18 protein-coding genes are annotated in these 26,187 nt (G+C 45.1%); 8 read left to right on the forward strand and 10 right to left on the reverse strand.

The annotated features are described in order from the left end of the window. Positions 1–13: 13 nt before the first annotated feature. The 8 genes from ELZ11_RS00555 to ELZ11_RS00590 all read left to right on the forward strand — a co-directional run bounded on the left by ELZ11_RS00555 (position 14) and on the right by ELZ11_RS00590 (position 11,430). Positions 14–2,329: a patatin-like phospholipase family protein gene (locus ELZ11_RS00555; protein WP_137355422.1), complete on the forward strand. Its 2,316-nt coding sequence runs from the start codon at positions 14–16 to the stop codon at positions 2,327–2,329. A gap of 269 nt (positions 2,330–2,598) precedes the next feature. Continuing rightward, positions 2,599–5,187: a bifunctional aconitate hydratase 2/2-methylisocitrate dehydratase gene (acnB, locus tag ELZ11_RS00560; RefSeq protein WP_137355423.1), complete on the forward strand. Its 2,589-nt coding sequence runs from the start codon at positions 2,599–2,601 to the stop codon at positions 5,185–5,187. Between the two features lie 146 nt (positions 5,188–5,333). Next, the gene (locus tag ELZ11_RS00565; protein WP_137355424.1) at positions 5,334–5,702 is read left to right on the forward strand and encodes a YacL family protein; all 369 of its coding nucleotides are present in this window, start codon (positions 5,334–5,336) and stop codon (positions 5,700–5,702) included. 213 nt (positions 5,703–5,915) lie between these two features. After that, entirely contained in the window at positions 5,916–6,254 is a 339-nt protein-coding gene (locus ELZ11_RS00570; RefSeq protein ID WP_137355425.1) for a P-II family nitrogen regulator, read from the forward strand. A gap of 26 nt (positions 6,255–6,280) precedes the next feature. Then, positions 6,281–7,510 carry an ammonium transporter gene (locus ELZ11_RS00575; protein ID WP_137355426.1) on the forward strand — a complete coding sequence of 410 codons (1,230 nt, stop codon included), beginning with the start codon at positions 6,281–6,283 and terminating at the stop codon, positions 7,508–7,510. A 152-nt stretch (positions 7,511–7,662) separates the two neighbouring features. Further along, positions 7,663–8,676 carry a Fe(3+) ABC transporter substrate-binding protein gene (locus ELZ11_RS00580; protein WP_137355427.1) on the forward strand — a complete coding sequence of 338 codons (1,014 nt, stop codon included), beginning with the start codon at positions 7,663–7,665 and terminating at the stop codon, positions 8,674–8,676. A gap of 100 nt (positions 8,677–8,776) precedes the next feature. Beyond that, positions 8,777–10,402, forward strand: a complete 1,626-nt coding sequence (locus ELZ11_RS00585) for an ABC transporter permease (RefSeq protein WP_137355428.1) — start codon at positions 8,777–8,779, stop codon at positions 10,400–10,402. Then, positions 10,402–11,430 (forward strand): ABC transporter ATP-binding protein, encoded by a 1,029-nt coding sequence (locus ELZ11_RS00590; RefSeq protein WP_137355429.1) that lies wholly within the window; start codon positions 10,402–10,404, stop codon positions 11,428–11,430. The genes ELZ11_RS00585 and ELZ11_RS00590 overlap by 1 nt, the downstream gene beginning before the upstream one ends. 105 nt (positions 11,431–11,535) lie before the next feature. Here ELZ11_RS00590 and ELZ11_RS00595 read toward each other — a convergent pair whose 3' ends face one another. The 10 genes from ELZ11_RS00595 to ELZ11_RS00640 all read right to left on the reverse strand — a co-directional run bounded on the left by ELZ11_RS00595 (position 11,536) and on the right by ELZ11_RS00640 (position 26,116). Continuing rightward, positions 11,536–12,948, reverse strand: a complete 1,413-nt coding sequence (locus ELZ11_RS00595; protein WP_137355430.1) for a phosphoglucomutase/phosphomannomutase family protein — start codon at positions 12,946–12,948, stop codon at positions 11,536–11,538. A gap of 73 nt (positions 12,949–13,021) precedes the next feature. Beyond that, positions 13,022–15,427 carry a glycoside hydrolase family 94 protein gene (locus ELZ11_RS00600; RefSeq protein ID WP_137355431.1) on the reverse strand — a complete coding sequence of 802 codons (2,406 nt, stop codon included), beginning with the start codon at positions 15,425–15,427 and terminating at the stop codon, positions 13,022–13,024. A gap of 127 nt (positions 15,428–15,554) precedes the next feature. Next, entirely contained in the window at positions 15,555–17,489 is a 1,935-nt protein-coding gene (locus ELZ11_RS00605) for a beta-N-acetylhexosaminidase (protein ID WP_137355432.1), read from the reverse strand. A 12-nt stretch (positions 17,490–17,501) separates the two neighbouring features. Beyond that, a complete protein-coding gene (locus ELZ11_RS00610) occupies positions 17,502–18,386 on the reverse strand; it encodes a glucosamine kinase nucleotide-binding domain-containing protein (protein WP_128159475.1) in 885 nt (294 codons plus the stop codon). 2 nt (positions 18,387–18,388) lie between these two features. Next, positions 18,389–20,110 carry a glycoside hydrolase family 9 protein gene (locus tag ELZ11_RS00615; protein WP_137355433.1) on the reverse strand — a complete coding sequence of 574 codons (1,722 nt, stop codon included), beginning with the start codon at positions 20,108–20,110 and terminating at the stop codon, positions 18,389–18,391. A 97-nt stretch (positions 20,111–20,207) separates the two neighbouring features. Beyond that, complete coding sequence (locus tag ELZ11_RS00620; RefSeq protein WP_137355434.1) at positions 20,208–21,203, reverse strand: ABC transporter ATP-binding protein; 996 nt, start codon at positions 21,201–21,203, stop codon at positions 20,208–20,210. 58 nt (positions 21,204–21,261) lie between these two features. After that, positions 21,262–22,245, reverse strand: a complete 984-nt coding sequence (locus ELZ11_RS00625) for an ABC transporter ATP-binding protein (RefSeq protein ID WP_137355435.1) — start codon at positions 22,243–22,245, stop codon at positions 21,262–21,264. A 2-nt stretch (positions 22,246–22,247) separates the two neighbouring features. After that, positions 22,248–23,273 (reverse strand): ABC transporter permease, encoded by a 1,026-nt coding sequence (locus ELZ11_RS00630; protein WP_137355436.1) that lies wholly within the window; start codon positions 23,271–23,273, stop codon positions 22,248–22,250. A 2-nt stretch (positions 23,274–23,275) separates the two neighbouring features. After that, complete coding sequence (locus ELZ11_RS00635; protein ID WP_137355437.1) at positions 23,276–24,262, reverse strand: ABC transporter permease; 987 nt, start codon at positions 24,260–24,262, stop codon at positions 23,276–23,278. A gap of 171 nt (positions 24,263–24,433) precedes the next feature. Next, the gene (locus ELZ11_RS00640; protein WP_137355438.1) at positions 24,434–26,116 is read right to left on the reverse strand and encodes an ABC transporter substrate-binding protein; all 1,683 of its coding nucleotides are present in this window, start codon (positions 26,114–26,116) and stop codon (positions 24,434–24,436) included. Between the last annotated feature and the right edge of the window lie 71 nt (positions 26,117–26,187).

A 26,187-nucleotide genomic window follows, 5' to 3' on the forward strand; every position in this document is an offset into this window, starting at 1 on the left:
GGATTGAAATTTAATGGCAGTATCTCGTTGGCTTACTAGCTGTGCAAGCGTCTTAGGGCTTGTGGTCAGTGTGAATGCTTTTGCAACCACAACTTCACTAGATTCCAAGGAAGAAAAAGAACGTCCTAAAGTGGCGGTCGTTCTAGCGGGCGGTGGTGCAAAAGGTGCCGCGCATATTGGTGTTTTGAAAGCCTTGGAAGAGATGCAAATTCCAGTCGACTACATCACGGGTACCAGCATGGGCGCTTATGTCGGTGGCTTATACGCGACGGGGATGAGTGCCGACGAAATAGAAAGCTTCATCTATTCGATTAATTGGAATGACGGTTATCGAGATCGTGTAAACCGCAGCCAACGCCGGGTCCGCGACAAAGAATATGAAGACCGTTTTCAACTCACGACCGATCTGGGTTTACGCTGGGGGGAAATACGAGCTCCAAAAGGTGTGGTTCAAGGCCAGAATATGCTGCGTATCCTTCGTGAAACCACTGGTAACCTCACACCATTAAAATCATTCGATGAATTAGCGATACCTTATCGCTCTGTCGCAACAGATATTATTGAGCTTGAAGAAGTCATTATTGATAGCGGCCAGTTAGTGGATGCAATGATGGCAAGCATGTCGGTGCCCGGAGCGCTGCCGCCTTATGAGCATGATGGCCGAATGCTAGTGGATGGTGGCGTCACCAATAATATGCCAGTAGATGTGGCAAGAGCCATGGGCGCAGATATTGTTATCGCAGTCGATATTAGTACCGATTACAAAAATGAAGATGACTTTACGACTTTTCTCACCGTTGCTGATCAGTTGTCTAACTACCTAGTGCGCCGCAGCACTCAAAAACAAGCCAAAACACTGACCGAAGAAGACATTTTTCTACGCCCAGATGTCGGGCAAATGGAAACCACTGAATTCGATAAAATGCCGAGTGCCTACTTGGCTGGCTACACCATCGCCAATCAACTTGCAGAAGAGCTGTCGGAACTGTCATTGTCTAACGCGGACTACCAGCATTATATCGACGATAAACAAGAAGCTCGTAAACGCTTGAAGCATGGTGACCAAACCGTGATTGACGAAATTGTGGTGAATAACAATACCCATTACTCTGATAAGTTGTTGGAAAATCGCTTAAATCTAGAGTCTGGGAAGATCCTCAAAACCAGCGAATTGGAATCGAAAGTTCAAGACTTATACGCTTTAGACCGATTTGAGTTGATCACTTATGAGTTTACGGAATTCGAAGGTGAAGATCAGTTAGTGGTGGATGTTAATGAAAAATCATGGGGGCCGAACTACCTCAACTTTCGTTTTTACTTAGAAGATGATTTTTCGACTGACAGCCAATATTCGTTAGGAATGTCAGCCAACTTTACTGATATCAACTCTCATGGTGCCGAGTTAAGAACCAATTTGGAAATGGGGACAGACAAACGCATTGAAGCAGAATTGTTCTCGCCGTTTTTCTCTAGCCAAAAACTATTTACTTCGGCGTCGATCATCTACAGCAATCAAAAACGGAATCTACCTGCCACTTTTGATGATATTGAAGAACCATCACTAGAGGTGACCAAAGACTATGTACCCATGACATACATTGAGTACATCGGTGAGTGGGCGCTGGGCTATCAGCCAACCCTTTGGCAAGAGTTTAAGTTTGGTGCTCGCTACACCGATGGCGAAGCAGAAGTGTCTTCATTGCCATCGTTTGGCAATATCGCATATACCCGTTTAGGTGGTTTTGCGAGTTACCGCTTAGATACATTAGATAATTTCAGTTTGCCGACAGAAGGTTACTTTATCGACTTGGAATATGTGGTGTCTCATGATGACTTTGAAGCCGATGTCACTGAGGCAACTGCAGATGCGGACAGCGACACGGTGTATGAGTTGTCGGCAAACTTCATGGCGGCACAAAGTTATAAAAGACATACTTTAGTCGCAAAATTGGACTATGGCATTGTAGAAAGCAAAAATTCTGCGTTTCCGATCGATCCTAAAGAGTTAGGTGGCTTTCTTAACTTGTCAGGGATTCCGAGAAACAGTTTGATTGGCCAAAACTTAGCGTACAGCAGTTTAGTGTATCGATATAAATGGTTCGATAACGATTTTGGTTTGTTTGAATCGCCATTTTATATAGGGGCTTCACTAGAGCACGGTGGGGTTTGGTCAGATAACGATTTGAAACTTCATGAGGCACCAATGTATACCGCTGGATCAATTTTTGCGGGTGTCGACTCTCCGATTGGGCCTATCATTTTGGCCTACGGTAAGACCGAAGATAACTTTGATTCTGTGTACTTAATCGTTGGTACATCTTACAAATAATCAGCAGTTTGGTAGCAAATCGAACGAATAAATAGCTAAAAATGTTAGAACTTTAGTCTTAAGTTGCTATGTTGGTCAAAATGATAAGATTTTAATTTATCGTTAAATTTGCTATCCTGCGTCCCACAGTTTGGCCTCTCTGGCGCTGCTCATCAATCAACGTTGAATGACTAAAATGGCAAAGGAGAGCCAAGTTTCCAAGGATGTTCACTCCAATCTGTTTAATAATATTTATAACGATGGAGGAACCGCAATGAGAGGAAAAAGTCGTGCTTGAAGCCTACCGTAAACACGTCGAAGAGCGTGCTGCCGAAGGAGTAGTTCCTAAACCACTAGACGCCGAGCAGGTAGCTGGCCTAGTTGAACTTCTAAAGAACCCACCTCAAGGTGAAGAAGAGTTTATTCTTGACCTACTAGAAAATCGTATCCCGCCAGGTGTTGATGAAGCTGCTTATGTAAAAGCGGGCTTCCTTACTGCCATCACTAAGAATGAAGTTGAATCACCATTAGTTAGCCGTGCGAAAGCAGCTGAGCTTCTAGGCACAATGCAAGGTGGTTACAACATCGAGTCGCTAGTTTCTTTACTAGAAGATGCAGAGCTTGCACCTATCGCTGTTAAAGCGCTATCTCACACTCTACTGATGTTTGATGCATTCTACGATGTAGAAGAAAAAGCAAAAGCTGGTAATGCGTCTGCACAACAAGTACTTCAATCTTGGGCTGATGCTGATTGGTTTACATCAAAAGATAAAGTAGCGGAAAAGATTACCGTTAAAGTATTTAAAGTCACTGGTGAAACAAACACCGATGACCTATCTCCAGCTCCTGATGCGTGGTCACGTCCAGATATCCCAGTGCATGCTAAAGCAATGCTTAAAATGGAACGTGAGGGTATTAACCCAGATCAACCAGGTAGCGTTGGTCCAATCAAGCAAATTGAAGAGCTACAAAAAGACGGCATTCCACTAGCGTACGTTGGTGACGTAGTGGGTACAGGTTCTTCACGTAAGTCTGCAACTAACTCTGTGCTTTGGTTTATGGGCGAAGATATCCCATACGTACCAAACAAGCGTACAGGTGGTGTTTGTTTAGGTGGCAAAATCGCTCCAATCTTCTACAACACAATGGAAGATTCAGGTGCGCTACCAATTGAGCTAGACGTTCAAGAAATGAACATGGGCGATATTATTGATATCTACCCATACGAAGGCGTTGTGCATAAAAACGGCGCTGAAATTTCAAGTTTTGAGCTGAGCAAAGTACTGCTTGATGAAGTTCGTGCTGGTGGTCGTATTCCACTTATTATCGGTCGTGGTCTAACTAGCCGTGCTCGTACTTCTCTTGGCTTAGAAGAAACTGATTTGTTCGCTAAACCGATTGACCCTTCTGCTTCAGATAAAGGCTATACGTTAGCTCAGAAGATGGTTGGTAAAGCTTGTGGCGTTGAAGGTGTACGTGCTGGTCAGTACTGTGAACCTAAAATGACAACTGTAGGTTCTCAAGATACTACGGGTCCAATGACACGTGATGAGCTTAAAGACCTTGCGTGTCTAGGCTTCTCTGCAGACCTTGTGATGCAGTCTTTCTGTCACACGTCGGCTTACCCTAAACCAGTTGATGTAAACACGCACCACACGCTACCTGATTTCATCATGAACCGTGCCGGTGTTTCACTGCGCCCAGGCGACGGTGTTATCCACTCATGGCTAAACCGTATGCTTCTTCCTGATACTGTTGGTACAGGTGGTGACTCGCATACTCGTTTCCCTCTAGGTATTTCATTCCCTGCAGGTTCTGGTCTAGTCGCGTTTGCTGCGGCAACAGGCGTTATGCCTCTTGATATGCCTGAATCAATCTTGGTTCGCTTTAAAGGTGAAATGCAACCGGGTATCACGCTACGTGACCTAGTACACGCAATTCCTCTATACGGTATCAAGCAAGGTCTTCTGACTGTTGAAAAAGCAGGTAAGATCAACGAGTTCTCTGGTCGCGTACTAGAAATCGAAGGTGTTGAGCATCTATCTGTAGAGCAAGCATTTGAGCTTTCTGATGCATCGGCTGAACGTTCGGCTGCTGGTTGTACGGTTAAGCTTTCTCAAGAGTCTATCGAAGAGTACCTAAACTCGAACATCACTATGCTTAAATGGATGATCGCGGAAGGTTACGGCGATGTACGTACTATTGAGCGCCGTATTACTGCGATGCAAGAGTGGCTAGCTAACCCAGAGCTACTTTCTGCGGATGCAGACGCTGAATACGCACACGTTATCGAGATTGATCTTGCTGACATCACTGAGCCAGTATTATGTGCTCCGAATGACCCTGATGATGCTCGTCTACTGTCTGACGTTCAAGGTACTGAAATCCAAGAAGTGTTCATCGGTTCTTGTATGACGAACATTGGTCACTTCCGTGCTGCAGGTAAAATGCTTGAAGAGTTCAACGGCTCTCTAAGCACTCGCTTGTGGGTTGCTCCACCAACGAAGATGGATAAAGACCAGCTAACGGAAGAAGGCTACTACGGTATCTTTGGCCGCGCTGGAGTGCGTATCGAAACTCCTGGCTGTTCACTATGTATGGGTAACCAAGCGCGTGTTGCTGACAAAGCTACAGTAATGTCTACATCGACGCGTAATTTCCCTAACCGTCTAGGTACTGGCGCGGATGTATATCTAGCGTCTGCTGAGTTATCAGCGGTAGGTGCAATCTTAGGTCGTATCCCAACGAAAGAAGAATACCTAGAGTATGCTCAGAAGATCGATGCGACGGCAGCGGATACGTACCGTTACCTGAACTTCCATAAGATGGGTCAGTACACAGAGAAAGCAGATACTGTGATCTTTCAAGAACCTGCATAAAGCGTATTAGCGCAACATCAGCGTTCTTAACGTAATAGAAGGCCACTGGATTATATTCAGTGGCTTTTTCTTTTGTAAAAGCTAAAGAAAATTGTCTCCGGAACTTTTATACTTCCGGCAGTTTTTCTTGAGATAGCAGCATTACTATGGAATTTGAATTCACTAGAAACACATTAATGGGTGAATACTACGTTAAGTGCAGTATGGGTCACGAGATCATTGGGCGGTGGCTTCAAGAAGAAATCGGTAAAGACCGAAATAAGATAGAACAGGTGATCGCGTTAATCGAGCAATCACGATCAAATATGAGTAAAGAGTATTCCTTGTTAGGAAAAGAAATTAGTTTATCGATCAATGCTGATGAAGTAACGGTTCAAGAGAACGTACTTGGGCATGACATGGAAATGGAAGAAGGCAGCGAGTTCGACTTTTACAATTGTGAAAGTACGGCTGATTGCGGCATCGATGATTTTGAGTTGTTAATGGAGCAATGGATGGATTTCCTTGGATTATAAGTAGGATCATTTTAATGATTCCCGATCTTGGGGCATTAACTTAGCGTCGCTTTAAATTAGTGAAAAGGCCGCACCATACTGGTGCGGTCTTTTTGTTTATATGGTCCAATATTTTTATTATTTATTACATATCAATGATTTAAGTGTTTGGCACGCTACTTGATTGTAATGTAACTGTTAACGGATTACAGCGTGCAGCTTAGAGGAAATGCTATGAAACTTATTAACGCCATTGTTAAACCATTTAAATTAGACGACGTTCGCGAAGCCCTAGCGGATGTTGGTATTGAAGGTATGACCGTATCTGAAGTTAAAGGCTTTGGACGTCAAAAAGGTCACACAGAGCTTTATCGTGGAGCGGAATACCAAGTCGACTTTCTGCCAAAAGTAAAACTAGAAATCGCAACGCAAGCAGAGAATGTCGATCGAGTGATTGAAGCAATTACCAAAGCGGCACACACCGGAAAAATAGGTGACGGTAAAATTTTCGTTTACGACATGAGCCAAGCGGTTCGTATTCGTACCGGCGAAATGGATGCTGAAGCACTTTAAGAATTAATGGATTAGGAGATATGAATATGGAACTTTCAGCAACAGTAACGGAATTACGTTACGCACTAGACACTTTTTTCTTCCTCATTTCAGGTGCGTTAGTAATGTGGATGGCAGCTGGTTTTGCCATGCTTGAAGCTGGGCTTGTACGCTCAAAGAATACAACAGAGATTTTAACTAAGAACATCTGCCTTTATGCTATCGCTTGTACTATGTATCTGATTGTTGGCTATAACATCATGTATGTCGACAACGGTGAAGGCGGTTGGTTGCCATCTTTTGGTACATTAATTGGTACACAAGGAGAGGGGGCCGATCACTCTTTAGAATCGGACTTTTTCTTCCAAGTAGTATTCGTAGCGACAGCAATGTCAGTGGTTTCTGGTGCTGTGGCTGAACGAATGAAATTATGGTCGTTCTTAATCTTCTCGATGGTGTTAACAGCGTTTATTTACCCAATGGAAGGCTACTGGACATGGGGCGGCGGTTTCCTTTCTGAAGCAGGCTTCAGTGACTTTGCTGGCTCGGGTATCGTTCATATGGCGGGTGCAGCAGCAGCACTTGCAGGTGTTCTACTGTTGGGGGCACGTAAAGGTAAATATGGCAAAAATGGTGAGATCTACCCTATTCCTGGTTCGAACATGCCATTAGCAACCTTAGGTACATTTATTCTGTGGTTTGGTTGGTTTGGCTTTAACGGTGGCTCTCAGTTGATGGTTTCTGACTTTGAAAACGCAACAGCGGTTGGTCAAATCTTCTTGAATACAAACGCAGCAGCGGCTGCTGGTGCAATTGCAGCACTATTTGTGTGTAAAACAACTTGGGGTAAAGCTGATTTAACTATGGTGTTAAACGGTGCGTTGGCTGGCCTAGTTGCTATCACAGCAGACCCTCTTTCTCCGTCTCCACTGTACGCAGTTTCAATCGGTGCGGTCGCAGGTGCTCTTGTTGTGTTCAGCATTATCGGTCTTGATAAAATCAAGATTGACGATCCAGTCGGTGCTATCTCAGTGCACGGCGTATGTGGCTTCTTTGGCTTGATGGTTGTACCACTAAGCAACGGTGATGCAACATTTGGCGCGCAGCTATTAGGTGCCGCTGTCATCTTTGCTTGGGTGTTCGGAGCGAGCCTAGTGGTATGGGCGGTATTGAAAGCGACTATGGGTATCCGTGTTAGTGAAGATGAAGAGCTTGAGGGGATGGATATGCACGATTGTGGTGTAGGTGCGTACCCAGAGTTTGTGACTGTAAAGTAATAGTGTGAAGTAATAAACATTTACAAAATATACACTTAAAAACCTGCCAACAAAGGCAGGTTTTTTTGTCTATGATCATTGTAATTACCTTATTGATGAATATAATAACGCAACTGATAGACATTATCATTTCGATATAAAGGACTTTACCAATGAAAAAACTGCTAACTCTTTCAGCAATTGCTTGTAGTGCAATCGCACCATCAGCGATGGCTGCAGAAGAAGTAAACGTATACTCTTACCGCCAACCATTCCTAGTTGAACCGATGTTCAAAGAGTTCACTAAAGAAACTGGCATTAAAGTAAACGTTAAGTTTGCTAAAAAGGGTCTAGCAGAGAAGTTAGCTCAGGAAGGTGAGTACAGCCCAGCTGACGTTATCCTAACTGTAGATATCAGCCGTCTTGCTGAACTAACTAGCAAAGATTTAGTTCAAGCTGTAAACAGCGACGTAATTGAAGCAAACGTTCCTGCTCAATACCAGGACACTGACAACGAGTGGTTTGCACTAACAACTCGTACTCGTTCTGTTTACTCTTCACGTGACCGTGTTGGTAAGCTAGGTGAAGACTTCACTTACGCTGATCTAGCTAAGCCAGAATTCAAAGGTAAAATCTGTACTCGTAGCGGTAAGCACCCTTACAACGTTTCTCTAGTTTCTTCTATGATTGCTCACGAAGGTGAAGCAGCGACTAAAGAATGGTTAGAAGGCGTTAAATCTAACCTAGCTCGTAAGCCTCAAGGTAACGACCGGGCTCAAGTTAAAGCTATCAAAGAAGGTCTATGTGACGTATCTCTAGGTAATAGCTACTACCTAGGTAAGATGGTTAACGATGAGAAACAAAAAGCTTGGGCTGATTCTGTTTACATCAACTTCCCTAACCAGAAGACTGAAGGTACTCACGTAAACATCTCTGGTATGGCGATGGCTAAATACGCTCCAAACCAAGATAATGCAGTTAAGCTTATGGAATTCCTTACGGGTGATGTAGCACAAAGCATGTACGCTGAAGTGAACTATGAGTACCCAGTAAAAGCAGGCGTTAAGCGTTCTGACCTAGTTGCTTCTTGGGGTGATTTCAAATCAGATAAAGTTTCTCTAGATGAAATTGCAGAGCACCACGCTGCGGCAATTAAGCTTCTAGATGAAGTGAAATTTGACCTTTAATAGAAACTAGGGGTATAACTGTACCCCTATTTTTTTAAAGGGATATGAGATGTATTTGCAGACGCATTTATATTTCATACAGCCTTGTTGTAATTAGGCTATGAAAGAAAAAAACTCTCTATTAAAAACCAGTAGTCTAAGCTTTGCTTTGCTGCTGGTTTTGCCGATCTTAGCGATCTTCTATACAGCCATCGGTGAAACTGATGAAGTATTCAGTCATTTATTATCGACGGTGATGCCAACGTATACCTACAACACCATAGTCCTTGTACTTGGTGTCATGGTGCTTTCTCTTATTCTTGGCATTCCTAGCGCATGGTTTATGGCGATGTGCCGCCTTCCTACCGAAAAATGGTTGCAATGGGCTCTTGTTCTTCCGTTGGCTATGCCGGGCTATATCATAGGTTACATATTTACCGATTGGTTTGATTTTGCTGGGCCGATTCAGGTTTGGTTGAGGTCGTTCACTGGTTGGGGACCTGGAGAATATTGGTTTCCAGATATCAGAACATTAACAGGTGCAACCTTTGTGCTGGCCTTGGTGCTGTATCCATATGTGTACCTACTGTGTCGCGCAGCTTTTATGGAACAAAATGTAACACTTTTACAATCAGCTCGATTGTTGAAATGTTCGCCATGGGAAAGTTTTCGAAGAATCTCGTTACCGTTAGTTCGCCCCTCTATGGCAGTGGGCTTGTCGCTAGTCGCGATGGAAACGATCGGTGATTTTGGTACCGTAAGCTATTTTGCGGTAAATACTTTGACTACTGCAGTGTATGACACGTGGCTAGGTTACTCTAACCTTACCGCTGCGGCTAAGATATCAGCGTTGATGCTTGTAATAGTGATCCTATTATTGAGCGCTGAGCGTTATAGCCGTAGAAAACAAAAGCTATTTCAAAGCCAATTCTCCAGCAATGAAGACTTCCGTTATGTACTGACTGGCTGGAAAAAGTGGGGTGCATTAACTTGGTGTTGGGGGCTAGTCGCGATTGCCTTTATCTTTCCGCTATTGCAGCTCATTATTTACTCGTATCATTACTTCGCACAAAGCTGGACTGCTGAGTTTCGTGAGTACGCCATTAACAGCCTATTAGTGTCGTTGGCGGCTGCAGCTATTGGTGTGTTTGTCGCGCTTGTTGTTAATTTCTATCACCGCGTGAGTCCAAGTAAGCACAGTGTCAGTTTTATGCGTTTGTCCTCTATGGGTTATGCTGTACCGGGTACAGTACTTGCGATCGGTGTTATGGTGCCGGTGATAGCAATGGATCACTTCGTCAATGACTTTGCAAAATTGATGGATTGGGGTAGGCCTGGGCTTATTTTTTCCGGTTCGATGTTTGCACTCATTTTCGCATTAGTAGTTCGTTTCTCAGCTGTAGCCATTGGCAGCGTAGAAAGCAGTTTAAGTAAAGTGTCGCCTTCTTTGGATATGGCTTCTAAGACCATGGGTTGTAACACCAATCAAATGCTGCGAAGGGTTCATTTCCCGTTGATTAAACGTGGGGCCTTGATTGCCGCGCTATTGGTCTTTATTGAATCAATGAAAGAGCTAAATGCGGCGTTGTTATTACGCCCATTTAACTTTGAAACACTAGCAACCTATGTTTATAACTATGCTTCCGATGAGCATTTGGAACTGGCAGCGATGCCTGCAGTTTTATTGGTGCTAGTTGGGTTGATCCCTTTGGTTATTGTTAACCGTTCTTTGGAGCAGAAACACTAATGAGCTGTGCATTATCAATTACAAATTTGACCTGTAAATACGAATCTCAAACAGTATTAGAGTCTCTGTCTCTTGAGGTCGCCCACGGTGAGATCGTATGTCTGCTCGGCGCGAGCGGCTGCGGAAAAACTACCTTATTAAAAGCGGTCGCAGGTTTACTTCCATTAAGTAGTGGCGTGATGAGTCTGAATTGCCAAACTATCGATGATGGTAAAAATTGGCTCCCTCCAGAGCAACGTAATATCGGTATGATTTTCCAGGATTATGCGTTGTTCCCTCATCTTACCGTTGCGGAAAACATTGCGTTTGGTCTTCGTAAAACTTCCGAAGTTAATAAAAAGGAAAAAGTGAACGAGATGCTAGAGCTTGTTCACTTAGCTGGGTACGGCGACCGGTACCCACATCAGCTTTCTGGTGGTCAACAACAACGTGTTGCGATTGCGCGTTCACTCGCGTACAAGCCAGACTTATTACTTTTGGATGAACCATTCTCGAATATTGATACTCAGGTGCGTCATGAACTGATTGCGGAAATTCGAAAGATTTTTAAAAAGCAGGGTGTGACAGCTATTTTCGTTACCCACAGCCGTGAAGAGGCGTTTGCATTTTCAGATAAAATGGCAGTGATGAACAATGGGGTTATCGAACAATACGGCTCAGCGTCTGAACTGTATTATCGACCTTCGAGTAAGTTCGTTGCAGATTTCCTAGGTGGCGGCAGCTATTTGAAAGCGAAACGTTTATCTACCCAAGAGTTTGAAACGGATCTAGGCGTTATTGAAGCGAAACCGCAAACCCATATTGAGTTAGATTCCGACTGTGAATTGTTACTGCGTCCTCAGCACATTCAAGTGACTGCAGGCGAAGAAAGCGCTATATCGGTGTTAGAGCAACAGTTTATGGGTGATCATTGTCGTTATGTCATCGAGGCAAATGGCCAAAAACTGTTGGCAACTTCTGCTGAAGCGCTTGAAGTCGGTCAACCTGTCGCGGTGAAAGTCGACACGAATGGTGTTTTAGCTTTCTAGTGAGCACAAAAAGGCCCAGTAATCGGCATCGGAACCAATTACTGGGCAAGCGCTCTTCACCTATAGGGTTCTCATAAGAGACAGGCAATGAAAGGTTCTCACTGGTTAGAGTGACAGAAATTCTTTCACTTGTTGAAGAACACGTTCAGCAGTGTCTTTGTCTGCCATTTCTGCAAAAATTCGCAGTAACGGCTCTGTTCCAGAGAAACGTGCGATGACCCAACCGCCATTCTTAAAGTAAACTTTGGCGCCATCTTCGTAACTGACTTTTTCGATTTCATATTCGAATTTTGGTAGTTGTTTCTCAACGTATATCTTGTTGTAAAGCGTCTCTTTTTCAGAAGGTTTAAAAGTGCAATCGCCTTCCGCGGTGTAGGCATAGCCATATTTCGAGTAGATCTCATCAAGTAATTCAGACAATTTCTTACCCGTTACACTGATCATCTCAACCAGTAGGCTAGATGCGAAGACTCCATCTTTACCTTTGATGTGGCCACGAATGGTTAAACCACCCGAACTTTCACCACCAATCAGAGAGTCGTCGGCTTCCATTTGCGAGCTGATATGCTTAAAGCCTACTGGAACCTCAAAGCTCTTTTCACCATGATCGGCCGCTACTTTATCGAGTAGATGAGTGGTTGCGATATTACGAACCACAGACCCTTTCCAGCCTTTGTACTCCAATAAGTAGTAGTAAAGCAGCAATAACACTTCGTTAGGGTGAATGAAGTTACCTTTTTCATCGATAATACCTAGGCGGTCGGCATCGCCATCTGTACCAATACCAATGTCGTAACCTTCAGCTGCAACCAAGTGCTTCAGGCGATATAGAGTGGCCGCGCTCGGTGACGGCATTAATCCGCCAAAATCAGGGTTTTTACCATCGTTAATAACATCCACATCACAACGACCGTTGATAAGAACGGTTTGAAGAGCATTTTTTGCCACGCCAAACATAGGGTCAATTAGGACTTTTAGATTGGCCTGCTTGATCGCATCGATATCAATAAAGTCGATGATCGAGTCAACGAACTCGTTCATTGGGTTAATAATGGTTACAGTTCTATCATTGAGGGCTTGCTCGAAGTCTACCCATCTCACGTCATTAATAGATAGGTTTGCTATCTGAGCTTCGATCTTTTGAGTGATTATTTCATCGGCGTCACGTCCACCTTCGATGAAGACTTTGATTCCGTTGTAGTCTGCTGGGTTGTGAGACGCAGTAATACATGCGGAATATGTACATCCCATCTCTTTTGCCTTAAACATGACAATGGGGGTTGGAACAAACTTATCGATGAAGCTAACGTTTACTTCATTTGCGGCTAATACTTCAGCAAACCAGCAGGCAGCCTTATCTGACAGAAAGCGACGGTCGTAACCAATAACAAAACCATTCTGTGCAGCGTTTTCCTGGTTGATGATATTTGCTAGTGCTTGAGCAACTAAACGTACGTTATCACGAGTGAACTCTTCACCAATGAAAGCGCGCCAGCCACCGGTACCAAATTTAATCATTAGAAAATCCTTTTAGTCTCTTTGCCTCAAACCTAATAGGCTTGAGGCAAGAGTGGTTGGTTAAGTGGCGTGACTAGCCTAGAACAACGACAACATCGTTCACGCTGCCTTCTGCTTGCACTGGAATTGCGCCTTCTACTGACTCACCGTTGATAGTGATAGAGGCAACCCCTTTGCTTACTGCATTCGGGTTCTGTACCGTGATGTTGTATGTCGCACCGCGCCATTGGCGAGTGACCTCGAATTCTGGCCAATCTGTCGGGATACATGGATCAACCGTTAAGCCTTCAAAGCCAGTGCGAACACCAAGAATAAAGTTGGTTACCGCAAAGTAAGCCCAACCAGAGGTACCGGTTAACCAAGGGTGGTTTGCACGGCCGTGGTCTTGGTGGTCTTTACCCATGATGAATTGCACGTACGAGTATGGTTCTGCGTAACGTGTTTCAATCATGTCGTTTTGGTTGTATGGGTTAAGTGCATCGTAGAATTTCATCGCACGGTCACCACGACCGAGTTTCGCTTCTGCTACCCAAGCCCATGGGTTCGGGTGAGAGAAGATTGCGCCATTCTCTTTTACGCCTTGGTAAACGCGAGTGACGAAGCCGATATCATCGTTTGGTGTCGCGAATGATGGAGAGTTTAAGTGCAGGCCGTATTCAGAGAATAGGTTCTCATCGACTGCATCCATCGCTTTCTCACCACGCTCTTGAGAAACCGCACCAGACAGAACGGCTAGTGTGTTTGACTCAAGGTGTACACGACCTTCTGCTTGTTGAGCAGTGCCGATCTTGTCACCATTTTTGGTTAGACCACGGATGTACCAGCCACCTTCTTCATCCCAAAGGTGTGTTTCACACGCTTCACGTACGTTCGCTGCCATTTCTGTATATTTCGCAACGTCAGCATCGTTATTGCGGAACTTAGCAAGGTCTAAGAACTCTTGTAGCGCCCAGAAGTGCAAGAATGAAACCATTGAAGATTCACCGCCACCTAGGTTCAAGCAGTCATTCCAGTCAGCACGTAGGCCTTTACAGATGCCTGTTTGACCAACGTATTCTGCAGAGAAGTTCAGTGCTGCTTTCATGTGTTCGTAGACAGTTGCTTCACCGCCGTCTGCGTAAGGAATCACTTCATCAAAGAACTCATGTTCACCGGTTTCCATCACGTATTTGATGATGGTCGGAACGATCCATAGATGATCATCAGAACAAGTATCTTCAATACCGTGGATCTTGTCGTCGTCTGATGGAGTCGGAACTACCGTTGGTGACTTCGAAGGCTTAACGTCCGCTTTCTCTGGATCGAACCAGTCTGGATCGAATAGGTGTAGACCGTAGCCTGCTTTAACTTGGCCGCGTAGTAGATCGACGATACGTTTACGAGTCATCGCTGGGTTAGCGTGAGGTACTGAGATTGCATCCTGAGCTGTGTCACGGTAGCCAAGACCTGTACGGCCGCCAACTTCAATGAATGATGCAAAGCGCGACCAAACCACACAAGTTTCTGCTTGGTATAGTGTCCAGGTGTTGATCATGGTGTCCAAGCCTTCGTTTGGAGACTTAACTTGGAACTTGTTGCAACGTTCGTCCCAGTGATCTTTGATACCTTGGAACGCAGCATCTACGTTTGTTGTGTCTTGGAATTTTTCACGTAGGCGTTCACCGTTACCTTTGCCGATACCTAGTACGTAAGCAAAACGAACTTCTTCACCCGGTTGAATGGTGAATTGCTTATGCAGAGAACCACAGTGGTTGTAACAGGTTTGAGCGCTGTTCGAACATTTACCGTTTTCGACCGCAATTGGGTTTGCTTCATCGCGGTACATGCCAAGGAAGTTGTCACGCTGACCGTCGTAGCTGTCTGGTGAGAAGGTTGATGCTAAGTAGTAGAAGCCTTCAAAGTCGTTAGTGTTGTAGTACAGATCGTATTTCAACACACCTTCTTGGTAAGACGTGCCCGCAGAGTACAGAGACATCTGGTGGTTTTGGTTGTCTGATTGAATATGACTGAACGAGAACTCTACAAATGAGAATGTGCTGATAGTACGTGGCTTATCCGTGTTGTTCTTTAGTACAACGTCCCAAACTTCTGCATCTTCGCCCTTAGGAACGAATAGCGTTTTGGTTGCGGTAATGCCGCTGTATTCACATTTGAATTTTGAGTACGAAAGGCCATGACGAACTTCGTAGTTTGCTTCATCTAGGCTCTTTGCCACTGGCTGCCAAGAGATAGACCAGTAGTCACCCGTCTCATCATCACGCAGGTAAACATAGTGCCCTGGGCGGTCAAAGGTGCCGTTCGGACGGAATTTAGTAACACGGTTGTATTCCGGAGAATTGTAGAACGAGTAACCGCCCGCATTGTGCGAAATTACAGTACAAAACTTTTCAGTACCTAGGTAGTTAGTCCAAGGTGCTGGTGCATCAGGGCGAGTGATGACGTATTCGCGATTGTCGTTATCGAAATAGCCGTATTTCATTGTCATTTCCTTTTTAACAAACTGCATCTATGCAGCTAATTTTTAAATAGTGATGCTGAGTTTTGTTGGACTGAGCATCTTAATTTGAGTCAGCTATCACTCGGTATGAGCATGCTGTGGTTTTGTTTTATTCCGCTTTCCAAGGGTTGCGGTAATCAACATTGAGTCTGTCGAGTAGCGGCAAGTGACCCTTTAGGCGAGACAGGTAATCAAGCCAGTTTCGGTTGTTTTTGTGTGTCCAACATCCTTCAGCTAAAGCGATAATTCTTGGGAATACCATGTAATCCATACGCTTTTGGTTGGTGACGATCTCACACCAGAGAGCACACTGAATTCCGCGGATCCGCTTACGAATTGGGTCGGTGTCGGATATCTCAGAAAGCGCTTCATAGGTATAAGCTTGTTCTAATGGGATAACGGCAGCCCAATCTACGCCCGGTTCTTCCGGTGCATAATCTTGGGTCATGTCGAGATAAGTAAATTGTGCCGGTTGCAGAACCACATCAAAGCCTTGGCGAGCACAGTTCACGGCGGCTTCTTCGCTGAGCCACGAGTAGATGATGGTCTCTTTGCTCACCTTGTCGCCGTGTTGTGCCTCTTCCCAGCCCACCATGCGCTTGCCTAGCTGCTTAAGTTTGTTCTCGGCATAGCGGAACAGGTGGCCTTGTAGATCTTTGCTGTCTTGGTATTGATGTTCTTTCATCAGTGCCTGAGCTGCAGGGCTGTTGGTCCACACTCCAGGTGGCACTTCGTCTGCGCCCATGTGAATCAATTCACTCGGGAAGAGTTCTGCGACTTCTTCAATAACGATATCTAAGAACTGATAAGTACCCGATAAACCTGGGTTTAGTACATTGTCGTTGTAGTGTTGAATGCTCTTGTATTGAGTGGTGTCCGCTTGCTCTACCAACATGTCAGGCAGTGATTTTATCGCGGCGCGGCAGTGTCCCGGGATATCGATCTCAGGGATCACAGTGATGCTGCGTTGCTCTGCGTATTCAATAACTTCGCGAATCTGTTGTTGTGTGTAGAAGCCACCATAATTCTCTGCAATGTGGGTATATTGCGGCTCTAATGCATGGTCAGGACCACGCCAAGCTCCTATTTCTGTTAGCTGAGGTAGTCGCTTAATCTCGATTCTCCAACCTTCATCATCGGTTAGGTGCCAATGAAAAACGTTGAATTTGTAGTGGGCGAGTTGGTTGATTAAACGCTTCACTTGCTCCACAGAGTGGAAGTGACGTGCACAGTCCAACATCATGCCGCGGTATTTGAAACGAGGTTGATCGGCGATTTTGCAACATGGCACAGAGAAGTCTTCAGCATCTTGTTGTTGAACCAATTGGATCAAGCTGGCGACGGCATGCGTGAAGCCTGATTGACTGCCTGATTCTATGACCACTTGCTCTGCTGTGATCTTTAGCTTGTACTCGGCTTCATCTAAAGTTGGGTTGCTGCGAAATAGAATGTCTCCGCTAGCTTCTGGTGATAGTTCTGTTGAAACCGCTAGCTCAAACGTAGTCAGTAATTCTTGTTGTAGCCAAGCACTGGCTTTCTCGGCCAAGTGAGACTGAACTTCAACTTTGCACGCCTTGTTCAGTGCAAAACTGCCTTGTTTCAGCTCGAATTGATTCGGTTGGGGGATCAGTGCTACCGCTGCCGCATCTACTTCTGGGATTTGGCTGCGCTCACGATATGGTGAAGCCAGCACTATTGGTGATATTGCTACTGGCAGTACCGAGGTTTCGCCTTGGTTATGCGTTTGGATAAAGGCGTCATTGAGACCATCAGAATAGAAACGGAATGGGGCACTTTGAATACTAAATTCTAGATAGTAATGGTTGTTCGCCTTTAACACGGTGGCACTTGGCTGGTAAGAACAAAAGCTTCCTACCTGAGTTAATTCGCCTTGCGACAGACTCTCTGGAAGGATGAATCGGTCAAATGCAAAGTGGAGTGACCAATCTGTAACGTCAATATCACTTAAGTTATGTACCGTAAGGCCAAATCGGCAGTTATTTTTTTGTTCAGAAAGAACAGCTAAGTCGATGCGATAATTCATATAACTTCCCTGCTAAGCCTGTTGATACAAGTTGTGTTGTGGTTTTCCGGCAAACATCAAAGCGCCTTCGATAGCGTCAAATTGAGGTTCAACGATCCATTGTTGTACCGGTGGTGATAGCCAGTTGAGAATGCGCTCTGCGATACTTCCCATTAGGCACACCTTGTCTGCACCTTTGCGATGCAGTGCTAGTACAAACATTTCGATATCAGCGGCGGTTTGCTTGAGCATCTCAATCGCGAGCTCATCGCCTTCGTTAGCCAGTTGAAAAATCACTGGCGAGAATTGACCGTAGTCTTTTGGAATGGCGCCTTTTGACCATTCGACGATGGCATCAACATCATTGCCAAAGTGGTTCATTACGTGTTGAGTCAGTGGTGTCTTGTTGCGAATGCCATCTTCTGCAAGCAGGACTTGTTGAATCAACCGAAGACCCATCACCGCGCCACCACCTTGGTCGGAAATTGGAAACTCACGGCCACCAACGACATGTTGCTCACCATCTTGTAGGTAGATGCCGCATGAGCCTGTTCCACCTATCATGATGGCGCCGTTTTGGCCGTTGTGAGCACCAATACAAGCACCGTAAGCATCTGTGTTTAAAGTCATGCTGGCGAAAGGGTGCGGTTGTGCCATGAAGTCGAACCATGCTGACTTTTGCTCAGCACCTGCCAGCGCTAGACCAACATGCATATTTGAAAAATGACTTGAATCGAGTTGCCCTTGCTGTGCCGCTTGAGTAATAGCATCGACAATTGAGCTCATCGCCACATCAACACCCAAAAGGATGTTAGCGCTGCCGCTTTTCGCTTCACCAATGAGTGTGCCTTGGTCATCGCGAATACGAGCACGACAAGAGGTGCCGCCACCATCAATACCTACGTAGTAAAGCGTCATGATTATTGCTCCTTACGTTGTGTTAGGTAATTGAATTGCGCAGCGGTTGCCAATAGGAACCATGCGCCGTGAGGGATCCATTGTTCGCCCCAGCGCCAGTTTTGAAGCATGTCATCTTTTTGGGCTGGTGGATTGAACGCAATGTCTTGATCATCTTCAAAGCCAGCGGTAATGCCGTTACAGATACCGCCTTTGGCATTGAAAAAACCAAGTTGAGGTAAGTAGTCAGGGTTGTTATGACCGTGACCATCAAGCATGCACATGTGGTAAGGGTTGAGGCCTAAGATCCAGTCGAGGCTGTTCTGTGAAAGCTGGATCAAGCGTTCCTGCAAGTCGCTATTTTGAATGTGTGGTTGAACGAGGTAAGCCATGGTTGCTATTGAACCAAGACGAGCGTTTTCGCCTTGCCACCAGTAGCCGGTTTCGTTCTTCTGAGCGACGAAGAAAGCATCGCGCTTTTCACCATCCACATTCTTAACGTATTGTCTTGGATAGCCAAATGGGTTGGTGACTTTATCGGTGATATCGATTTCAAACTGACACGCCTGCTCAACAACCGCACGAGCTTGTTCTTTCAGCTCTGCGTCAGTTTCATTATTGATGTATTCGCACAGGGCTATCACTGGTAATCCAGCTTCGGCGGCGTGGAAGTATGGGCGAGAGCCATCAGAATTAGCTGACCAGAAGTGTTCAAATGAATCATCAGATTGCTGACGGGCGCTCAATCTCGTAGCCCAAGTTCTGGCTTCTGAAAGGTATTGTTCGTCTTGTGTTACTCGGTAAAGCTCATTGGCCGCGAGTAGGGCGCAATACTCATCGATGATGTTCTCTTCACCATCGTTTAGGTACTGCAAGTTATATTCTTTTAGGTGCCAGTAACCTTTGGTCGCGGTATCAAGATAGGTTTGGCTCGAGTAGCTACCCGATATGTCTAGTTCAGACGCTGCGGCAAGTGCTGCAATAGCCACACCTGCTCCTTGTCGGTAACCGGCTTGCAAGTCTGTTGATTTATGGCCTTCTTGAGTGGAGTATGCGCAGATGTCGCGTTGATTGATATCTTTGCTCCACTTGTCGAATACAGTCATGTAGAAGTAGCCGGCCGCGTCTTGCATACGTACTAAGAAATCAGCACCGAATAGCGCTTCTTCCGTTAGTCGTGTCATAGAAAATTTAGGGAAGTCTGGGTTGTTGCTGGTTAAGCGCACGCTTTTTAGCATGTTCCAAACTACCATTGGAATCTGTTGCGGATTTAGGTAATTGCCATACGACAAGTGACTAAAGTACTTACTTACATCGCCTGATGCGTCGTACCAACCACCATGCACATCAACGTATCGGTCGGTGCCAAGAATTTGGGCTTGACGATCTTTCTTATCAAAGATGCCGCCGCAACGTTGCGACTTAAAGTAGTGAAGTACGTCAGAGAATGTGTGGTTCACTAGCAGGTTATTACCAATCTCGAACACTTCTGAACGAAGGTTGTCAAAGCGCAGGTAGTAACGACCGGGCTCGGTAACCGAGCTGAAATCGATAGTGAAGAATTGCCCTTGATGCCAGTTTGCTACACGGCCTTGTTTCTCAATGTCAAAACTTTGTACCGTGACATGATTGTCAGCACAAACCAGAAGGGCGGTATAGCTTGATAGGCGCTCTTTTCTTGTCTGCAATACAGCTTGCTTTGGTCCTTGAGATTCGTAACCGATATGATTGGTAAGTAGCAGCATCAAACTTCTCCGACAGTCCTAGTTTCTATTGGCTAGGTATCTTTTTATATTGAATTTGATGGCTAGAGCGATGGCTCACTCTAGCCAGACTTGTTGGTTAACTTTCGTGTAGATAACAACGAACAAAGTGGTTTTCACCGAGCTGGGTAACACCTGGTAACTGTTCTTTACACTTGTCGGTGGCGTGGGTGCATCGACCTGCAAATGGACAACCCGCAGATTCTGGCGTCCAAAGTGGGATTTCCCCTTTGTTGCCCGCTAGTTTCTCGTGGATAGACTTTTTAGGGTCTGGTACGGCTGAAACTAGAAGTTGAGTGTATGGGTGTTGAGGGTTTGCGATGACTTCATCAGTGTCACCCCATTCGACCATGTGACCAACGTACATTACTGAAAGGTCTTCAGCGATATAACGAGCAGTTGCGATATCATGGGTGATGTAAAGCAAAGACATTTGTTTCTCAAACTTCATCTCTTCCATTAAGTTGAGAACACCTGCACGAATAGATACATCCAGCATTGAAGTAGGTTCGTCGGCAAGTACCACTTCTGCTCCTACCGCGATGTTACGCGCAAGGTTGACACGTTGACGCTGGCCTCCAGAAAGTTGGTGCGGGTATTTCGCTGCTGTTTCTTTTGGTGGGATCAAACCAACCTGCTCTAAAAGATCGTATACACGTTCTTCAAGTTCTTTCTTGTTGCCCGGAGTGACCTTTTTATGGATCAGCAATGGACGGGCAATATGGTGAAATATGTTGTGTGTTGGGTTTAGTGAACCAAATGGGTCTTGCCATACCATCTGCACGCCTTCGCGGTAGTGCATGAGATCTTTCTTGCTTGATATTTCTTGAATATCACGACCTTTATACTCAATGGTGCCACCTGAGGGAGCGTACATTTTTGCAATCATTTTCGCGGTTGTGGATTTACCAGAACCGGATTCACCAACCACAGCCAGGCCGCGGCTTTTGTACATTTTGAAAGACACGTCATTGATTGCACGCATCATTGGGGTTTGAATAGTGGTGCTACTGATTGGAAAGTCTTTTACGACGTTCTTGCCTTCCACTAATAATTGACCAAAGTCTTTGCTCATAATTGTCTCCAGAAAATCCTTTATTACTACCAAACTTGCTTTAGTTATTTATGAGTCATCAAGCCTTTACTTGTGCTATTGGATCACCGTAAAGGTGGCAATTGGACAGGTGGCCGTGCTCTATTTGGCGTAATGTTGTTGGTACTCGTGTACACGCTTCATGCACGCGATCACAGCGAGCTTGGAAGCGGCAACCTTGCGGTATTTCAAGCAGGTTAAGTGGGTTACCAGGAATACCGGTTAGCTTGGTTTTTGGACCAACTAATGGTGGAAAAGAACTACCCAGCCCTTTGGTATATGGGTGATAAGGGTTCTCTAGAATATCTTGAGAGTTAGCAACTTCGATCAATTCACCTGAGTACATAATGCCGATGCGGTCAGAGAACTCGACCATTAACGACAAGTCGTGGGTGATGAACAGAATCGAGAAACCAAACTCTTCTTTCAATGCATAGATCTTTTGTAGGATTTCACGTTGTACAACCACATCGAGTGCCGTTGTTGGTTCATCCATGATGATCATTTTAGGGTTTAGCGCGAGAGCTATTGCAATCACAAGGCGTTGGCGCATACCCCCAGAAAATTGGTGTGGGTAGTCACTCAAACGGCTTGGGTGGATGTCTACGATTTCCAGTAAACCTTCAGCTCGTTTCTTAGCTTGTTCGCGAGTCATGTTGGTGTGACGCATAATCACGTCACAGAACTGCTCTTCCATTGGAAGTACTGGATTCAAAGCATTCATAGCACTTTGAAATACCATCGACATCTCGCTCCAGCGGAACGCTTGCATGCGTTCATCGCTGTAGTTAAGGATGTTCTCACCGTTGAAGATGACTTCGCCGCTAGTGATAAATGCTGGTGGCTTATGTAGGCGCATGAGTGAGAAAGCAACGGTTGATTTACCACATCCAGACTCACCAGCAAGACCGAACACTTCTCCAGGGGCAATATCGAAGCTTACGTTATTACAAGCGCGGACATCACCGGCTTCAGTTATGTAGTCAACGCATAAGTTGCGGACAGAAATTAGTGGTTCAGACATGATTATTTATCTCCGCTCCAAAGTGCATTTTGTGGTGGTAGTTCTGGTTCGCGCTCGTTTTTGTCTTGCGCTGCTAGCTTTTTCCAACGTTTCATACCTTTGTGTGAGCGAAGTTGCGGGTTAGCAATTTCATCTACTGCAAAGTTCAGAAGAGCTAGCCCAGTAACTAGTAAAGTCAAAGCGATACATGGAGCTAATAGTTCCCACCAAGCGCCGATTAGCATTGATGAGGAAGTTTGTACGTTGTACAGCATGATGCCCCAGCTGATGGTGTTCGGGTCGCCAAGACCTAGGAACGAAATAGTTGCTTCCATCATGATTGCGTACATCACTGAGCCAATGAAGCTTGCGCCAACGATAGAGATTAGGTTAGGTAGAATTTCAACAAAGATGATTCGGAATGAAGATTCACCTAATACTTCAGCTGCTTTAACAAACTCTTTTTCACGCAGTGCTAAGGTTTGAGAGCGGACAACACGTGCCCCCCAAGCCCAGGACGTACAACCAATAATGAGAGCTATTGTCAGTGGACCTGCTTCCCCAATAAATGCCGCGACCACGAACAACAATGGATACTGAGGAATAACTAGCATGATGTTCATTGCTGCGGTTAGGATGTCGTCGACACGTCCGCCAAAGTAACCAGCAGATACGCCGATGACAGTTGCTAAGAAACATACTGTTAGACCAGCACCGAAACCGACAGCAAGCGATACGCGAGCTCCATAAACTACTTGAGACCAAATATCACGACCCATACGAGAAGTACCTAGTACGTGATCGGCTTTCTTAGACATGATTAGAGTACGGCGGTCATCAGCTAAATTTTCAGCAATCCAACCTGTAGGGTTTGATTGAGCAGACTTCACTACGAACCCAGGGTACTCATGAGGGTTACCTGTTCTTTTATCTGGTGCGTGCTTAGTAATTAATGGCGCGGCTAGCGCGATGAATAGGAATACACTTAGAATCGAAACACCGATTAGAGCAACTGGGTTGCCCCAGATTAGTTTAAGAATACCTTTCATGATTATTTGCCTCCCTTACGTAGGCGAGGGTCAAGAACAACATAAAGCATGTCTGCTAGAAGGTTAAAGAACAGCATGAACAGCGTCATAATAAGTAACTGACCTTGAAGTACTTGGTAGTCACGAGCAGTAATTGCGTTGAAAAGTACGCTGCCTAGACCTGGGTAGTTAAAGATGATTTCGATGATAAGTTGACCACCAATTGCCATACCAAGTGACATTGATAGTGCGGTTACACTTGGAAGCATTGCGTTACGTGCTGCGTAGTTAAAAACCACTCGGTTTTCACTCAGGCCTTTGCCCTTCGCCATCGTGATGTAGTCTTCAGCTAGCAGGTTAATCATGTTGTTACGCATGTTTACTAGGAAGCCACCGATTTGAACGACTGATGCACAGAAAAGCGGTAATACAGCGTGGTAAGCGACATCTTTGATGAACTCCCAGCTAGTCCAATCAGGCATTGTACCTGCGGTATAAGCGTAACCTGTAGGGAACCACTTTAAGCCAATTGCGAAGGTAAACATCGCAATCATAGCGATTACAACTTGTGGTACGGCTTGGATAATCAACATCCCCGGGGTAACAAATGTGTCGTATTTACTCCCACGTTTCCATGCGGCGAAGATGCCCAAAATGGAGCCAATAGAGAAAGAGATGATTACCGCAGTACCTGCTAAAAATAGCGACCAACCAAAAGCGCTACCTAATAGGGCATTTACTGAAAGTGGGTAGAATTGAATTGAAGTACCTAACTCCCAGCTAAGAATGTTTTTCATGTAAGCACCGTATTGGACGAGCAAGCCGCCGTCTACGAAGCCTAAAAGTTCTTTCATTGCTGCGATACGTTCAGGTGTTACTTGAACTGAAGCATTTGCGAACATCATGGTAACTGGGTCACCAGGCATCGCTCGAGGAATAATAAAGTTTAACGTCGCTGCAACTAATAGCGCGACAAAATAAAATGACAAACGTCTTAAAAAATAACCCATAACTCACACCTTACTCACCCAGATTGTTTCCCTGTTTCTGGATTCAGGTCGTCCCTAGCGAAAATTTGGAACGAAAAACCCCCTGACGACGAGCGCCATACATTCAATATGAGTGCGGGGGATTTTTATAAGCGGCGTAAGGAAGTTACGCCGCGAGGATTGAACGATTACTTATTTAACTGGTTTTAGGTCCAGTACGTGAAGTAGACGCTCAGGGATACCAGCCCAGATGTTTGGACGGCCCTTAGGATTTTCTTCGTTCCACCAACCAGTGAAACGAGTTGTGTTGTATTGGTACATGTAAGCGCCAGACATCACAGGGATAGTAACTTGGTCTGCAGCGATGATTTGCTGAATACCGTGAGCAATTTCTAGCTGCTCGTTCTTATCTGCTGTTTTGTAGAAGCTATTTAGTAGGCCATCAAGCTCGTTGTTTTTGTAGAAGTGCATTGCGAAACGAGGCATACCATCACCAGATTGTAGTGAAGAGTTGTACGCGCTGTTCCAGTACGTGTATGGATCCGCACCGTGGAAGTAGTTCGTGTAAGCTACGTCGTACGTACCTTCAAGCATTGCTTGGTTGTACACAGAGAAATCTGGAGTACGAGCCTTCGCTTTAATACCCACTTCGTTTAGCTGCTCTACTGCTAGTTGAACTGTGTTGTTGAAGTCAGTCCAGCCGTTAGGAGATTGAATTAGAAGTTCGAAAGACTTACCTGATGGAGTGTCTACAAAACCATCTTTGTTTACATCTTTGAAGCCTGCGTCAGCAAGAAGCTTTTTCGCGCCTTCAGCGTTGTAAGTGTTGAAGCCTTTGTATTTGTTATGAGTCTTTTCATCAGACCAAGCTTCGAATGCGTAGCCAAGGCCAGATGCGAAGTCATTCACAGTACCGCCGCCGTAGAAAGCGATATCGATAATTGTTTGACGGTCAAGAGCCATAGAGAATGCACGACGGAACTCAACGTTGTTTAGTGCTTCGTTCTTCGCAGCATCAGGGTGCTTGAAGTTAACTACGAATGCTTGAGTACCTGCTGGCGGGTACCAGTAGTGGTGCTTAGGACTCGCCGCTGCGTACGTACGGTCGATGTCTGGAACGAACGAAGATGTCCAGTCCATTTCGCTGTTTACAACTTTACCTAGGAATTGGTCGTTGTTAGCAATTTGAGGTACACGTAGACAGTCAACATCTAGGTTGTCTGCATCCCAATAGTTAGGGTTAGCACACTGGATGTAAAGTTGAGCTGTGAAAGTATCGATCTCAGTGAATGGGCCTGAACCTACAGGATTTTCGTTAGTGAATGATGCTGGATCTTTTACATCTTTCCAGATGTGCTTAGGCACTACAGGTACTTTAGCGATCTCGTAAGGTACGTTTGAGTTTGCTTCAGTCAGACGGAAACGAACTTGGTAATCATTCAGTTTCTCAACACTTGATACCCAAGAGTTGATGCCGCTTTGATCTAGCTCCGGTTTCTCTTTTACTAGGTTGAAAGAGAATACTACGTCGTCAGCTGAGAACGATTCGCCATCAGACCACTTAACACCTTTACGAATATCAAAAGTAACGCTCATTAGGTCGTCAGACATTTTGAAGTTTTCAGCAAGACGGAAAACTGGAGTGTTACCATGCATTTCGTTAAATACAACTAGAGGCTCGTATAGGAAGTCTGTTGTTGTATGAAGGTTAGTAGCACCTAGGTACGGGTTAAAGTTGCGTACAAAGGTGGTGTACTCTTTAGGGTGGATAGTCAATTCACTGCGTTCTGCAGCGTTTGCTACTGATGCAAAACCTGTAGTAGCGGTTGCAATAATTGCTGTTGCTAGTGCTGTTTTTTTAATATTGGCAAGCATAGCTGTTCCTTACTATTTGCTTTCATTTCACTTATGGATGGAATGTTATCCAGTGATAACCATTCTTTAAG

This window comes from Vibrio profundi, from assembly GCF_005281835.1.
GTDB lineage: Bacteria > Pseudomonadota > Gammaproteobacteria > Enterobacterales > Vibrionaceae > Vibrio > Vibrio profundi.

Excerpts from the sequence above, each read along its gene's own strand:
- ELZ11_RS00605 (WP_137355432.1), bottom strand. The coding sequence starts at position 17,489 with ATGAATTATCGCATCGACTTAGCTGTTCTTTCTGAACAAAAAAATAAC.
- ELZ11_RS00630 (WP_137355436.1), bottom strand. The coding sequence starts at position 23,273 with ATGAAAGGTATTCTTAAACTAATCTGGGGCAACCCAGTTGCTCTAATC.
- ELZ11_RS00635 (WP_137355437.1), bottom strand. The coding sequence starts at position 24,262 with ATGGGTTATTTTTTAAGACGTTTGTCATTTTATTTTGTCGCGCTATTA.
- ELZ11_RS00620 (WP_137355434.1), bottom strand. The coding sequence starts at position 21,203 with ATGAGCAAAGACTTTGGTCAATTATTAGTGGAAGGCAAGAACGTCGTA.
- ELZ11_RS00615 (WP_137355433.1), bottom strand. The coding sequence starts at position 20,110 with ATGCTGCTACTTACCAATCATATCGGTTACGAATCTCAAGGACCAAAG.
- ELZ11_RS00570 (WP_137355425.1), top strand. The coding sequence starts at position 5,916 with ATGAAACTTATTAACGCCATTGTTAAACCATTTAAATTAGACGACGTT.
- ELZ11_RS00640 (WP_137355438.1), bottom strand. The coding sequence starts at position 26,116 with ATGCTTGCCAATATTAAAAAAACAGCACTAGCAACAGCAATTATTGCA.
- ELZ11_RS00600 (WP_137355431.1), bottom strand. The coding sequence starts at position 15,427 with ATGAAATACGGCTATTTCGATAACGACAATCGCGAATACGTCATCACT.
- ELZ11_RS00580 (WP_137355427.1), top strand. The coding sequence starts at position 7,663 with ATGAAAAAACTGCTAACTCTTTCAGCAATTGCTTGTAGTGCAATCGCA.
- ELZ11_RS00590 (WP_137355429.1), top strand. The coding sequence starts at position 10,402 with ATGAGCTGTGCATTATCAATTACAAATTTGACCTGTAAATACGAATCT.
- ELZ11_RS00595 (WP_137355430.1), bottom strand. The coding sequence starts at position 12,948 with ATGATTAAATTTGGTACCGGTGGCTGGCGCGCTTTCATTGGTGAAGAG.
- ELZ11_RS00625 (WP_137355435.1), bottom strand. The coding sequence starts at position 22,245 with ATGTCTGAACCACTAATTTCTGTCCGCAACTTATGCGTTGACTACATA.
- ELZ11_RS00610 (WP_128159475.1), bottom strand. The coding sequence starts at position 18,386 with ATGACGCTTTACTACGTAGGTATTGATGGTGGCGGCACCTCTTGTCGT.
- ELZ11_RS00585 (WP_137355428.1), top strand. The coding sequence starts at position 8,777 with ATGAAAGAAAAAAACTCTCTATTAAAAACCAGTAGTCTAAGCTTTGCT.
- ELZ11_RS00565 (WP_137355424.1), top strand. The coding sequence starts at position 5,334 with ATGGAATTTGAATTCACTAGAAACACATTAATGGGTGAATACTACGTT.
- ELZ11_RS00555 (WP_137355422.1), top strand. The coding sequence starts at position 14 with ATGGCAGTATCTCGTTGGCTTACTAGCTGTGCAAGCGTCTTAGGGCTT.
- ELZ11_RS00575 (WP_137355426.1), top strand. The coding sequence starts at position 6,281 with ATGGAACTTTCAGCAACAGTAACGGAATTACGTTACGCACTAGACACT.